Here is a 13,070-nt window from a genome sequence, read left to right on the forward strand (position 1 = left end):
CATGGCTTCGTACAAGGACACCCTGCTCGAATTCCCCTGCGACTTCCCGCTCAAGATCATGGGCAAGGCGCACGATGAACTCGCCCAGGCGGTACTCACCATCGTCACCAAGCACGCCCCCGATTTCGATGGCGCTACGATGGAAATGCGCGCCAGCTCCGGCGGTAATTACCTGAGCCTGACCTGCACCGTGGTCGCCACCTCCAAGCCACAACTCGATGCGCTGTACATGGACCTGACCAGCCATCCGTTAGTCAAAGTCGTCCTCTAGGTGATCCTCATCGTCAAACGCCTGGGCCGGGTCGACTATGCGCCGACCTTCCAGGCCATGCAGGATTTCACGGCCAGCCGCACGGCTGAAACGCCGGATGAACTCTGGGTCGTCGAGCACCCGCCGGTCTACACCCTCGGCCAGGCTGGCAAGCCGGAACACATCCTGCGCGATGTCGGCATCCCACTGGTCCAGATCGACCGCGGCGGCCAGGTCACCTACCACGGCCCTGGCCAGGTAGTGATCTACCTGCTGCTCGACCTGCCGCGCCTGAAGGTCAAGGTGCGCGAACTGGTTACGGCCATTGAGCAGGCGGTGATCGACTTGCTCGCTGAATATGGTGTCACCGCCGAACGGCGTGATGGTGCACCCGGCGTCTATGTCGGCGACGCCAAGATCGCCGCTCTCGGCCTGCGCATCCGCAACGGCTGCTCCTACCACGGCGTCTCGCTCAACGTCGATATGGATCTTTCCCCATTCGACGCGATCAACCCCTGCGGCTATGCTGGCCTGCGGGTGACCCAGACCAAAGACCTGAACATCCCGCTCACCGCTCACGAGGCCGGCGAGCAACTCTCGCAACACTTGCTACAGCAACTGGAAAAATCGCATGGCTGATACCGAAAACCCGAGCGGCGCAAAGCAAAAGGGCGTCAAACAAAAAGGCGAACTGAAGACCGCCCGCATCCCGATCAAGATTGTCCCGGTTGATGAACCGCTGCGGAAGCCGGAATGGATTCGTGTCAAGGCTGGCAACAGTGCCGGTCGCTTCGGCGAAATCAAGTCGATGCTGCGCGAGAAGAAGCTGCATACCGTCTGCGAGGAAGCCGCCTGTCCGAACATCGGCGAATGCTTTGGCCGCGGTACGGCCACCTTCATGATCCTCGGCGACATCTGCACCCGTCGCTGCCCCTTCTGTGACGTTGGCCATGGCCAGCCGCTGCCGCCCAACCCGAACGAGCCGGCCGAACTGGCGGCATCGGTGTCGGCGCTCAAGCTGAACTACGTGGTGATCACCAGCGTCGACCGCGACGACCTGCGTGACGGCGGCGCCCAGCACTTCGTCGATGTCGTCCGCGCCGTGCGCGAAGCCTCGCCGAAGACCACCATCGAAACGCTGGTTCCTGATTTCCGCGGCCGCATGGACATCGCCCTCGACATTCTCGGCAACGGCCTGCCCGACGTGCTCAACCACAACATGGAAACCGTGCCCCGCCTCTACAAGCAGGCCCGCCCGGGCGCCGATTACGCCCACTCACTGGCCCTGATGAAGCAGTTCAAGGCGCGTTATCCGCAGGTCAAAACCAAATCCGGCCTGATGGTCGGCCTCGGCGAAACCGACGAGGAAATCCTCGAAGTCATGCGCGACCTGCGCGCCAACGACGTCGAAATGCTGACCATCGGCCAGTACCTCGCCCCCTCCGGCCACCACCTGCCGGTCAGCCGCTACGTGCATCCCGATACCTTCAAGATGTACGAAGAAGAAGCCAAAAAAATGGGGTTCTCCGGCGCCGCCTGTGCGCCGATGGTACGTTCGAGCTACTGGGCGGACCAGCAGGCCCATAGTGCCGGAATGCTATAAAAAAAGCCCCGTAAAATTACGGGGCTTTTAACCACTCGAACGATCGGCTGATCAGGGCATTAAGCAAAGACCATCTTTTGAGCTTGGCCGGACTTTGTCCGACGACGCAAACCAGCAAGGCCCGCCATACCCAAACCCATCAGGGCGAGAGAGCCCGGCTCTGGAACATTCCCTCCTTGGCACTCTGGAGCAGTTGGGTTAGCCGTACAGAAATCAATGGTCTCTTGCAGCTTGCTATTAGCAAATGCAGTGACAAAATTTTGCACAACCGTTTGATTGGTCGACCCCAATTGGGTCAGATCATACAAATTCCCACCGTGGGCATTGTAGAGATCATCATATGAAGCAATTGTGTTTGCCCCGCTAAGTACCGCATTGAACAAGGCATTCGCGGTCGTCAAAGCTGCATCCGCAGTTGCTTGGGTAGTACCTGACGGATCTCCATTAGAAGGCTCGTCAGTGAAGATGATCAGGTTTTTCACAGCATTGCTGCGCCACGTCAGAGTAGGCGAAGTCAGCGCAAATTGAATAGCAGCATAGCCAGGCTCCGTGCCACCAGATGCAACCAAGCCATTAGCTGCTGTCGCAAAGCCTGCTGCATCGGTGAAATTTGTCATGGTTCTTGGCAAATAGTTAGAGCTGCCGTAGCCAACCAAAGCAAAACGAACATCCAACCCACCTGCCTGCAGGATGCTTGCAAACGTTGAAATGTTGTTGCGCAGATTAGCCTGCACAGTCCCCATGGACCCGGATTCATCCACCATCATGACGATGTCCGAGTAAATTACCGCATGGCCAGCAGATGCAAATGTCAAACCGACGGTTGCGATCAAAGCCGAGAGAGTTTTTTTGAGTTTCATCATGGTCCCCTAACTAAGGAATTTCAGTAACCGAACTACTGCCAGAATAATCAGCAATATTCAGACCATGAAAAAAAACACTAATAAATCAATCAATTAAAAATCAACAGCTTTCTCGATAACTCCTAGCCAAATACTTTTGTCAAAAAATGCGACAGCTGATTCTAAGCATCAACCAATGAACTATCGCCGCCCTGAACTACTTTGACCCGCCAGGAGGTGGCGGTGGCGCCCCCGGAGGCGGGGGGGGAATGCTCGGGTCCCGGGGTTGGCTTTGCACCGGCGAGCGAACCGGTGCGGAATAGCTCATATTGGCCGGCACCGGCACGCGGTGCCCCTTGGCGTACATGCACTGGATATAGGCGTTATCGTACTGACGCTGGGTGCCGACGGTCGAGGCGCGCGAGGCATCGGTACCGGTGGCACTACCCATGAGCAGGCCGGCGCCGGCGCCGATGGCGGCCCCCTTGCTGTCGCCGCCGATGGCTGCGCCAGCCAGCGCACCGACCGCTGTCCCGACCGCCGCGCTGGTGACCGCGGATTCCTTCGCCGCATCACCGGCGGTCTTGCCACCGATCTGGTACTGCGCGTACTGACGACATTCCATGTCGTCAGCCCGGAAACGCTCGAAGGGCTGGCCGGTGCCGGGCAGGACCATGACACTTGGTCCGGTCGGGATCACGGTGCAGGCACCCATCAACAGGGCCGCGCCGAGCAGGCCGAGTTTCGGCAGGTATCTTTTCTCGCTCATTTCATTGCTCCGGTTGCGGCAAAACTTTCTGCCAGCCATCAGGACATTCCTTGACGTAGGGATAATAGCCCTTGCCGCTCTTGCAGTAGTACCAGTAGTGCTGGGCCTGGACAGGCTGCGCCGCCGGTTCGGACTGTTCGATATACACCGGCGGCTGAGCCGGTGGCACAACAATGACCTGCGGTGGGTAGTAGTAAGGTGGCGGGTACCAGCCCGGTCCCCACGCCGGTCCCCACGCCGGTCCCCAAGCAGGCCCCCAGACGGGACCGCCGACGCCGACATGCACGCCAAGGCGCACACGACCACCATGTGCCCAAGCACTGGAACCGATGCCAGTCATCAACACGGCCAACAGCAAAACGAGAAGATTTCGATATTTCATGGCGATCGCCAAACGGGGCATTTACTCGCTTTAAAGATAGCGAATAAATGCCCCGTCGGGAAAAACTAAATTGCTACAGTTTGTAAGCAGCGATCAGATCAGCTTGAGCTTCCGGGCCGCCTCGCGCAATTCACCCCGGAAATCCGGGTGGGCGATGCCGATCAGTGCCTCGCAGCGCTGCTTGGCAGTTTTTCCACGCAACTGGGCGACACCGTATTCGGTGACCACGTAGTTGATATCGTTCTTGCTGGTCGACACATGGGTACCCGGCGACAGGGTGGGCACGATGCGGGAGATCGTGTCATCCTTGGCTGTCGACGGCAGCACGATAAAAGCCTTGCCCCCCTTGGAACGATTGGCGGCGCGCACGAAATCGGACTGGCCACCGGTACCGGAATAAGGAATTGGCCCCAGGCTTTCCGAGCCGCACTGACCGAGGAAATCGATCTGCATGGTGGCGTTGATGGCGTGCAGGTTGTCGTTCTGGCCGGCCAGGAAAGGATCGTTGGTGAAATCGACCGGGTGCATTTCAAGCGCCGGGTTGCGATTCATGAACTGGTACAGCTTCTTCGAGCCGAGGGCGAAGGTGGCCAGCATCTTGCCGTGGTGATAATTCTTCTTGCGGTTGGTCACCACGCCAGCCTCCACCAGGGTCATGATGCCGTCGCCAACCATTTCGGTGTGGATACCGAGATCGTGCTTGTCGGTCAGTTGCATGACCACGGCGTCGGGAATGCCGCCATAGCCGATCTGCAGCGTGGCACCGTTGGGAATCATCTCGGCGACGTACTTGCCGATGGCTTCCTGGACAGGGCCAATTTTCGGCAAGCCGACTTCGAGGATAGGATCCTCGCTTTCACACAGCGCAGCGACCTGGGAAATGTGGATGTGGCAGTCGCCGTTGGCGAACGGTACATTCGGATTGACTTCAAGCACCACGACACGGGCCTTTTCGATCGCGGCCATGGTGTAGTCGGCAGCCAGGGACAGCGAGAAGAAGCCATGCTCGTCCATCGGCGAAGCCATGCTGAACACCACATCGACCGGCATCAGGCCGCGCTCGATCAACTGCGGCATTTCAGAGAAATAGGCGGGAATGAAATCAACCCAGCCATCCTTGCCGCCCGGACGGGTGGCACCGCTGTAGAAATAGGCGGTATGGCGGACGTGCTCGACGGTTTCCGGATCAAGATAGCCGTACTTGCGCACGGCCAGAATCTGCGACACCGTCACATTGTGAAAATCGCGACGGGCGTCGGACAACGCCGTCAACAGGCTGGGCGGCTCGCCGACGGCGGTGGGCACGACGATGGTGTCACCGTTCTTGACGACACGGATGGCGTCGGCGGCAGACATGCGTTTTTGTTGGTATAGAGCCTGAACTGACATGCGCTTCTCTCCTCTTTTTTTATGGAAAAATTGATATTCACATATTGGTCAGACCAAAAAGCTGACCAATATCAAATTCAAATGCTTATTGCGACGCAACATTCGCCCCTTTGCGATTGCTCCCGGCAACCATGCGGATTTCGAATAGGCGGCACTCCAGCGGCCCGTTGAACAAGGGCGTCTTGCGGCTGGGCTTCAGGCCGACCAGCTTGGGCAGGCGCAGGTCGGCGGTGAAGAAGAAACAGTTCCAACCCGCCCAGTTGCGCTTCAGCGCCGTGCCGAGTTGCGGGTAGAAGGCGGCCAGTTCATCCTGTTCGCCGATGCGCTCGCCGTAGGGGGGGTTGGCCAACAGGATGCCGTGGTCGGTCAGCGGCTGGGTGTCCAACACATCGCCGCGATCGACTGTGACGATCCCCCCGAAACCGGCTTCCTGCAGGTTGCGTCGGGTCGCTCGCACGGCACGTTCGTCGATATCGTAGCCGCGGATATCCAGCGGTTCGGCCGGCTTGACGCGGGCTTCGGCGGCAGCCCGGATGCTGGCCCAATTCAGCGCCTCGAAATGCTTCAGGCGCTCGAAGGCGAAAGTACGATCCAGCCCGGGAGCGCGGTCCAGCGCCACCTGCACGGCTTCGAGCAGGAAAGTTCCGCTGCCGCACATCGGGTCGATCAACGGCGTACCGGGTTGCCAGCCGGTCATTTTCAGAATGCCGGCCGCCAGGTTTTCCTTCAGCGGTGCATCGACGCTGGCCTTCCGGAAGCCACGCTGCCACAAGGGCTGGCCGGAGGTATCGAGATACAGGGTGCACTCGTTCTCGGTCAGGAAGACATGGACGCTGACATCCGGATTGCGGGTATCGACATCGGGACGCTCGCCGAGATCTTCACGGAAGCGGTCGCAGACGGCATCCTTGACGCGCAGGGTGACGTAATCGAGCGATTTGAGGGGGCACTTGATGGCTGTCGTCACGACCCGCATGGTCGAGCTCACCGCGAAGTGGTTGGGCCACAACTGGCGGACGGCCAGGCGGTAGATGTCATCTTCCTTGGCGTACGGCCCCTTGACGATGTGCCACAGGATACGCGTTGCGATGCGCGATTCGAGGTTGGCGCGGTAACAGGTGCTCCAGTCGCCGGCAAAAAAGACGCCGCCGTGCACCGCCGTGATCTCTTCGCCGCCGATACCCCGGAGTTCGTCGGCGAGCAGTTCCTCCAGCCCACGTGGGCAGATGGCAAAGTACTTGTTCATGTCAGAAGGGTTTGAGGACGACGAGGAAAAGGACGATGAGCAGGATGACGACCGGCAGTTCGTTGTAGAAACGGAACCAGACGTGGCTACGGGCATTGCCGCCGGCCCGGAACTGCTTGAGCACCCGCCCGCAATGCCAGTGATAGACGACCAGGATGGCGACCAGCGCCGTCTTGGCATGCAGCCAGCCACCGGCAAACCCATAGCCGAACCACAGCCACAGGCCGAGTACGACGGCGAGGAAACCGAGCGGCGTCATGAACTTGTACAGTTTGCCCGCCATCAGCAGCAGGCGGTCGCGCTCGGCATGGCTGTCGGCCGGCACCATGGCGAGGTTGACGAAGATGCGCGGCAGGTAGAACAAACCGGCGAACCAGGATATGACCATCCAGATGTGGAGCGTCTTTACGACGAGCATGCGTTTCTCCTTGCGCTCGCAATACCCTCGATCACGGTCGGATAAGCGAGTTTTAGTTTTAATTCGTTTTTCAGGCGACGATTGCCGATACGCCGTGACTCGCGCATGAACGACATCTGCACCGGCGAGAGGACTTTCCCGGCCTCGCTCCGGCTCAGGCGCGGCGCTCTCGGCAGTCCGAAGGCATCGGCAACGCGGTCGAAATAGTCGGCCATCTTCAAGTCGGAATCGTCGACCACATTGTAGGCGCGATTGGCCTGCCCGTAGCGGATGGCGGCCAGGCAGGCAGCGGCGAGATCGTCGGCGTGGATATGGTTGGTGAACACATCGTCGGCCTCGATCAGCGCCGGTGTACCACGCTGCAACCGCTCGACCGGCAAGCGGTCGGCAGCATAGATACCAGGGGCGCGCAGGATGCTGACTGCGACACCGTTGCGGGCACCCCAGGCACGCAACATGCGCTCGGCATCGACCCGCCGGCCGGCACGGGCGCTCTCCGGTTTCAGCTTGCGGGTTTCGTTGATGGCGGCGCCGGCACAATCCCCGTAAACCCCTGTCGTGCTTACGTAAATCAGGCTGCGTGGTAGACTTTTGCCCTTGCCCAGCGCGGCCAGCAGATGGCGGGTTCGCGTGTCGCGTTGCCCGTCGCCCGGCGGCGGAGCCAGATGCAGGACGACGTCGGCCAGGCCGGCCAGGCGGTCGAGACTGCGCCGGTCATCGAGATCGGCGATAACCGGCGTCGCACCGGCGGTTCGCCAGCTTGCAGCACGCCCGGCATCACGCAACAAGGCGAAGACGCGGGCATGCGGCAACAGGTGGGAGAGAGTGCGGCGGGCGACGTCCCCGCTGCCGACGATCAGGATTTTTTGCACGCCGGCATTGTAGCCGAGCACGAAGGGGAACCGATGAGCTACCAAATCACCGTCCAGCCAAGCGGCCGCCAGTTTGTGGCCGAGGCCGATGAAACCATACTCGACGCTGCACTGCGCCAGGGTCTGACCATGCCCTACGGCTGCAAGGACGGCGCCTGCGGCGCCTGCAAGGGTCACGTCCAGTCCGGCAGCGTCGATCATGGCAAAGCCCAGCCGCATGCCTTGAAGGATGATGAAAAAGCGGCCGGGATGGCGCTGTATTGCTGCGCCAAGCCACAAACCGACCTGGTCATCGAATGCAAGCAGATCACCTCGGGCAGCCAGATTCCTGTCAAGACGCTCCCTGCCCGCATCGAGAAACTGGAACGCCTGGCACCGGATGTCATTGAACTGCAACTGCGCCTGCCGGCCAGCGAGCGCCTGCAGTTTCTCGCCGGGCAATATATCGACATCCTGCTCAAGGATGGCAGGAAACGCAGCTTCTCACTGGCCAACGCACCGCACGACGACGCGCTGCTGCAACTGCATATCCGTCACGTGCCGGGCGGCCTGTTCACCGACCAGGTATTCTCGACCATGAAGGCACGGGACATCCTGCGCTTCAACGGCCCGCACGGCAGCTTCTACCTGCGCGAGGATTCGACCAAGCCCATGATCCTGCTCGCCGGTGGCACGGGTTTCGCGCCGATCAAGGCCATCATCGAGCATGCCATCGCCGAAAACTGCCCACGACCGATGTTCATCTACTGGGGAGCCAAGGCGAAAGCCGACCTCTACATGGATCGCCTGCCGGCCCAATGGGCTGCGACGCACAGCCATATCCGCTACGTCCCCGTCCTCTCCGAACCGGCTGCCGACGATGCCTGGTCCGGCCGTACCGGCTTCGTGCATCAGGCCGTGCTGGCCGACTTCCCCGACCTGTCGGGGCATCAGGTCTATGCCTGCGGCGCACCCGCCATGATCGAGGCGGCAAAGCGGGATTTCATGGCCCGCGGCCTGCCGGAAGAAGAGTATTTCGCCGACGCCTTCAGCTTCGCCAGCAACTGAGCGCCGGGCAGGCTGCCGGGCTCGACCGGCAGCCCGAGAACGGCTTAGCGCTGCCAGGCGCAGCCGTTCAGTGTTTCGCCGTTGACCGTCACGCGAGCCGTCCAGCCGAAGACGACATTGGCCATCGTATCGTGACAGAGCTTGCGCTCGAAGCGCAGCGAAAGATTCTGGCTGTCCTTGCTGGCCGAGAAGGTGGCCAAGCCCGGTGCCAGAGTGAGCGGGGCCGCCGGCACGACAACCTCCGGCTGCCCGCTCCGCTTGACCTGGACGAATTCGGCACCGAAGGCCAGAACCCAGGCAGGTTCGTTGCCGGACGCACGCCACACTTCGGCCTTGCCGCCCGGCATCTGGCAGCGCCCATCGGTCTGGGCGAAATTGAGATCGGTCGCTTTCAGCGCATCGCCTTCACGGATGCCGAGCACTTCGACATAGAGCTTCTTGCCGGCTGACAGGCCCAACTGGTCGAGCACCTTGCCGATATAACCATCGCGCGACGCATCCTCGAACTGGGTGAAGCTACGGTCACGACAGGGGGAAAAAACCGTCTTGCCGCCGTAATGGATCATCTGGCCATAAGCCAGCCTGGGCGTGCTGTCGGCGACCCGCGTGGCTGGCAAATCGCTGATGTTCATTTCTTCGGCCTGGGCAACTGTCGCCAACAGGGCAAGGGAGATAACGCTGGCTGCTTGATGAATCTTCATGGCGTTCAATGGCGGGAGGTCGACGGGGCTGCATTGTTGCCCATACCGCGGGCAAAAGGTTTGATTCAGTTGAAAAAGCTGGGCCGCTCATTCGCCCAGGTAAGCGGCACGCACCTTGGGATCATCGAGCAGTTGCGCCGATTCGCCATGCAGCGTGATCTCGCCGCTCTCCATGACGTAGGCGCGCCGGCTCGATTCAAGCGCCAGCTTGGCGTTCTGCTCGATGAGCAGGATGGTCATGCCCTCGGCGGCCACGGCGCGTATCACCTCGAAAATCTTCTGCACCATGATCGGTGCCAGACCCATCGACGGCTCGTCGAGCAGCAACAGCTTCGGCCGGCTCATCAGCGCCCGACCGATGGCCAGCATCTGCTGCTCACCACCGGAGAGGGTGCCGGCCAGCTGGCGCTCACGCTCCTGGAGGCGGGGAAAATAAGCCAAGACCTTCTGCAAATCCTGCTCGATGCCGGCGTTGTCCGCGCGCACGAAAGCGCCCATGCGCAGGTTTTCCTGAACGGTCAGGCGGGGAAAAACGCCCCGCCCTTCCGGCACCAGCGCAATGCCCTTGCGGATGACATGGTGTGGCGCGATCCGGCTGATCTTCTCGCCGCAGAAATGCACATCGCCGCCCACCGCGTCGAGCACGCGCGAAATGGCCTTCAAGGTGCTGGTCTTGCCGGCGCCGTTGGCACCGATCAAGGCCACCGTCTCGCCCTCGTTGACGTGGAAGGTGATGCTGCGCACCGCCTGGATGCCGCCGTAGGCGACGTGGAGTCCGGTTACTTCAAGCACCTAGGTAAGCCTCAATCACGCGTTGATCTTTCTGCACCACGGCGGGCACGTCCTCGATGACCAGGGCGCCGTAGTCGAGCACGGCGACGCGGTCGCACAGGCCCATGACCAGTTTGACATCATGTTCGATGAGCAAGATCGTGGTTCCATCGCGCCGGATACCCTCGATCAGTTCGCGCAACTCCGCCGTTTCGGTGGCGTTCATGCCGGCGGCCGGTTCGTCCAGGCAGAGCAGCTTGGGCTCGCTGGCCAGGGCGCGGGCAATTTCCAGCCGGCGCTGGTCGCCGTACGAGAGGTTCTTGGCCAGGTCGTCGGCGCGGTCCTCGATGCGGACGTAATGCAGCAGATCCATCGCGCGCTGGCGGATGGCCGCCTCCTCGGCGCGGGTCGCCGCATTGTTAAGCATGGCACCCAGCACGCCAGCCCGGGTCCGCACATGGCGGCCGACCATCACGTTCTCCAGCGCCGTCATGTTGCCGAACAGGCGGATGTTCTGGAAGGTACGGGCGATGCCGCGTTCGGCCGCCTGGTGCGGCGCATCGGCGACCAGCGGAACGCCATCGAAGACAAAGCCACCGCCATCTGGCACGTACAGCCCGGTCATGCAGTTGAAGAAGGTCGTCTTGCCGGCACCATTCGGGCCGATCAGGCCGTAGATTTCGCCGCGCCGGATCGTCAGCGACACGTCGCGCAAGGCCTTGACGCCGCCGAAGTGCTTGGCGACCGCCTTCGCCTCGAGCAGCGTTGTCGGCACATTCGCGCTCATTTGGCGACCTCCATCCGCTTCTCGCCCAGTTCCCGCTTGCGTTCCGGCGACGGCCACAAGCCGGCCGGCTTGAAGCGCATGACGAGCACCAGCGCCAGCCCGAAGACCAGCATGCGCAGGCTCTCCGGATCGACCAGCTGCTTGCCGAAGAGCGCCATCTGGGCTGGTCCGACGCCGTAGCGCAGGGCTTCCGGCAGGATGCTGAGCAGCACGGCGCCAAGGATGACGCCTGGGATATGCCCCATGCCGCCGAGCACGACCATGGCCAGGATCATGATCGACTCCATCAGCGAGAAGCTCTCCGGCGACACGAAGCCCTGCATGGCGGCGAAGACGCCGCCGGCGATGCCGCCGAAGCTGGCGCCCATGGCGAAGGCGAGCAGCTTGATGTTGCGCGTGTTGATGCCGACCGCCTTGGCGGCGATCTCGTCCTCGCGGATGGCCTGCCAGGCCCGGCCGATGCGCGAATGCTGCAGGCGCAGGTTGATGATGATGACCAGGATGGCCAACGCGACCAGCAGGTAGTAGTACTTCATCGGGCCGGTCAGGGCGTAGCCGAAAACCTGCGTCGTGCCCGAAAACTTGAAACCGCCGAAGGCGACCGGGTCGATCAGCGTGATCCCCTGCGGGCCGTTGGTGATATTAACCGGCGCATTCAGGTTGTTCATGAAGATGCGCACGATTTCGCCGAAACCGAGGGTCACGATGGCCAGGTAATCGCCGCGCAGCTTCAGGGTCGGCGAACCGAGCAGGACGCCGGCGATGCAGGCCAGCCCGGCACCGATGGGCAGGATGACCCAGATCGGCAGGTGCAGGCCGAAATGCGGACTGGCCAGCAAGGCCCAGGCATAGGCCCCGACGGCATAGAAGGCGATGTAGCCGAGATCGAGCAGGCCGGCAAAGCCGACCACGATGTTCAGGCCGAGGGCCAGGAAAACATAGAGGATGGCGAAATCGAGAATACGCACCCAGGCCTGCCCCCCCATCGCCGCGACGAAAGGCAGGCCGAGCAGGGCCACCACGATCAGCGTGATGCCGAATGCAGAACGGGGACTCAACCATTTGTTCATGCCCGGTCCCCCGTCTTTTCGCCGAACAGGCCGCTCGGCTTGAACATCAGCACGACGATCAGCACGATGAAGGCGAAGATGTCCTGATAGTGGCTGCCGAGGAAGCCGCCGGTCAGGTCGCCGATGTAGCCCGCCCCCAGCGCCTCGATGATGCCGAGCAGCACGCCGCCGAGCATGGCGCCGGCCAGGTTGCCGATGCCGCCCAGCACGGCTGCCGTGAAGGCCTTGAGCCCCAGCATGAAGCCCATCTGGTAGTGGGCGATTTCGTAGTAGGTACCGACCATGACGCCAGCCAGCGCGCCGAGCGCCGAGCCGATGACGAAGGCGGCGGCGATGACGCGGTTGATATTGACCCCCATCAGGCTGGCCACTGCCGGGTTCTGGGCCGTGGCACGCATGGCCATGCCGAGTTTGGTGCGGTAGATCAAGCCGAGCAGGCCGGCCATGGTGGCACCGGAGAGCAACACGATGACGACCTGGATGAAGGTGAAATGCGCCCCGGCCAGTTCGAAATTCACCTTCGGCAACAAGGCCGGAAAGGTCAGGTAGTTGCGTCCCCAGATCATCATCGCCAGATTCTGCAGCACGATGGACATGCCGATGGCGGTGATCAAGGGTGTCAGGCGTGGTGCGTTGCGCAAGGGCCGGTAAGCGATGCGCTCCAGCCCCCAGCCAAGCGCCATGCAGAGCAGCAGCGAGACACTCAGCCCGGCCAGGGCGGCCAGTGCGACCGGCATGCCGGCCTTGATCAACGAGCCGGCAACCGTGATGGTGACCAGGGTGCCGATCATCACCACTTCGCCGTGGGCGAAGTTGATCAGGCCCATGATGCCGTAGACCATCGTGTAGCCCAGCGCGACCAAGGCGTAAATGCTGCCCTGGACGAGGCCGTTGACGATCTGCTGCAGAAAAATATCCATTTG

Annotated in this window: 16 protein-coding genes; 4 read left to right on the top strand and 12 right to left on the bottom strand. The window is 61.6% G+C overall.

Annotation, left to right across the window (positions count from 1 at the left end; genetic code table 11):
* The first annotated feature begins 1 nt into the window (after nucleotide 1).
* From K420_RS0102765 to lipA, 3 genes are read left to right on the top strand one after another with little or no spacing between them, the layout of a single operon-like run.
* Nucleotides 2-271, top strand: a complete 270-nt coding sequence (locus K420_RS0102765) for an HP0495 family protein (RefSeq protein WP_027456705.1) — start codon at nucleotides 2-4, stop codon at nucleotides 269-271.
* A complete protein-coding gene (gene lipB, locus K420_RS0102770) occupies nucleotides 272-889 on the top strand; it encodes a lipoyl(octanoyl) transferase LipB (RefSeq protein ID WP_027456706.1) in 618 nt (205 codons plus the stop codon).
* The gene (lipA, locus tag K420_RS0102775; RefSeq protein WP_051452926.1) at nucleotides 882-1,853 is read left to right on the top strand and encodes a lipoyl synthase; all 972 of its coding nucleotides are present in this window, start codon (nucleotides 882-884) and stop codon (nucleotides 1,851-1,853) included. Before lipB ends, lipA begins: the two co-directional genes overlap by 8 nt.
* Nucleotides 1,854-1,912: 59 nt before the next feature.
* Here the strand turns inward: lipA and K420_RS20805 are convergent, their stop codons facing one another.
* The 7 genes from K420_RS20805 to K420_RS0102810 all read right to left on the bottom strand — a co-directional run bounded on the left by K420_RS20805 (nucleotide 1,913) and on the right by K420_RS0102810 (nucleotide 7,771).
* Nucleotides 1,913-2,716 (bottom strand): VWA domain-containing protein, encoded by an 804-nt coding sequence (locus K420_RS20805; RefSeq protein WP_027456708.1) that lies wholly within the window; start codon nucleotides 2,714-2,716, stop codon nucleotides 1,913-1,915.
* A gap of 196 nt (nucleotides 2,717-2,912) precedes the next feature.
* The gene (locus K420_RS0102785) at nucleotides 2,913-3,464 is read right to left on the bottom strand and encodes a YMGG-like glycine zipper-containing protein (RefSeq protein WP_027456709.1); all 552 of its coding nucleotides are present in this window, start codon (nucleotides 3,462-3,464) and stop codon (nucleotides 2,913-2,915) included.
* A 1-nt stretch (nucleotide 3,465) separates the two neighbouring features.
* The gene (locus K420_RS0102790; protein WP_027456710.1) at nucleotides 3,466-3,846 is read right to left on the bottom strand and encodes a hypothetical protein; all 381 of its coding nucleotides are present in this window, start codon (nucleotides 3,844-3,846) and stop codon (nucleotides 3,466-3,468) included.
* 93 nt (nucleotides 3,847-3,939) lie between these two features.
* Nucleotides 3,940-5,235, bottom strand: a complete 1,296-nt coding sequence (locus K420_RS0102795; protein ID WP_027456711.1) for an acetyl-CoA hydrolase/transferase family protein — start codon at nucleotides 5,233-5,235, stop codon at nucleotides 3,940-3,942.
* A gap of 85 nt (nucleotides 5,236-5,320) precedes the next feature.
* Nucleotides 5,321-6,481: a THUMP domain-containing class I SAM-dependent RNA methyltransferase gene (locus tag K420_RS0102800; RefSeq protein WP_027456712.1), complete on the bottom strand. Its 1,161-nt coding sequence runs from the start codon at nucleotides 6,479-6,481 to the stop codon at nucleotides 5,321-5,323.
* Between the two features lies 1 nt (nucleotide 6,482).
* The gene (locus K420_RS0102805; RefSeq protein ID WP_027456713.1) at nucleotides 6,483-6,899 is read right to left on the bottom strand and encodes a CopD family protein; all 417 of its coding nucleotides are present in this window, start codon (nucleotides 6,897-6,899) and stop codon (nucleotides 6,483-6,485) included.
* On the bottom strand, nucleotides 6,887-7,771 hold the full coding sequence (locus tag K420_RS0102810) for an NAD-dependent epimerase/dehydratase family protein (protein WP_027456714.1): 885 nt from the start codon (nucleotides 7,769-7,771) through the stop codon (nucleotides 6,887-6,889). Before K420_RS0102810 ends, K420_RS0102805 begins: the two co-directional genes overlap by 13 nt.
* Nucleotides 7,772-7,804: 33 nt before the next feature.
* On the opposite strand from K420_RS0102810, the gene K420_RS0102815 reads away from it, so the two are divergent.
* Nucleotides 7,805-8,818: a CDP-6-deoxy-delta-3,4-glucoseen reductase gene (locus tag K420_RS0102815; RefSeq protein WP_027456715.1), complete on the top strand. Its 1,014-nt coding sequence runs from the start codon at nucleotides 7,805-7,807 to the stop codon at nucleotides 8,816-8,818.
* A 44-nt stretch (nucleotides 8,819-8,862) separates the two neighbouring features.
* Here K420_RS0102815 and K420_RS0102820 read toward each other — a convergent pair whose 3' ends face one another.
* The 5 genes from K420_RS0102820 to K420_RS0102840 form a co-directional block, all read right to left on the bottom strand.
* Nucleotides 8,863-9,519 carry a COG3650 family protein gene (locus K420_RS0102820; protein WP_027456716.1) on the bottom strand — a complete coding sequence of 219 codons (657 nt, stop codon included), beginning with the start codon at nucleotides 9,517-9,519 and terminating at the stop codon, nucleotides 8,863-8,865.
* Nucleotides 9,520-9,606: 87 nt separating this feature from the next.
* Entirely contained in the window at nucleotides 9,607-10,311 is a 705-nt protein-coding gene (locus tag K420_RS0102825; protein ID WP_027456717.1) for an ABC transporter ATP-binding protein, read from the bottom strand.
* Complete coding sequence (locus K420_RS0102830) at nucleotides 10,304-11,077, bottom strand: ABC transporter ATP-binding protein (protein WP_027456718.1); 774 nt, start codon at nucleotides 11,075-11,077, stop codon at nucleotides 10,304-10,306. Before K420_RS0102830 ends, K420_RS0102825 begins: the two co-directional genes overlap by 8 nt.
* Nucleotides 11,074-12,147, bottom strand: a complete 1,074-nt coding sequence (locus K420_RS0102835; protein ID WP_027456719.1) for an ABC transporter permease subunit — start codon at nucleotides 12,145-12,147, stop codon at nucleotides 11,074-11,076. The genes K420_RS0102830 and K420_RS0102835 overlap by 4 nt, the downstream gene beginning before the upstream one ends.
* A complete protein-coding gene (locus K420_RS0102840; protein ID WP_027456720.1) occupies nucleotides 12,144-13,067 on the bottom strand; it encodes a branched-chain amino acid ABC transporter permease in 924 nt (307 codons plus the stop codon). Before K420_RS0102840 ends, K420_RS0102835 begins: the two co-directional genes overlap by 4 nt.
* Nucleotides 13,068-13,070 lie beyond the last annotated feature (3 nt).

It is taken from the genome of Dechloromonas agitata is5, assembly GCF_000519045.1.
Classification (GTDB): domain Bacteria; phylum Pseudomonadota; class Gammaproteobacteria; order Burkholderiales; family Rhodocyclaceae; genus Azonexus; species Azonexus agitatus.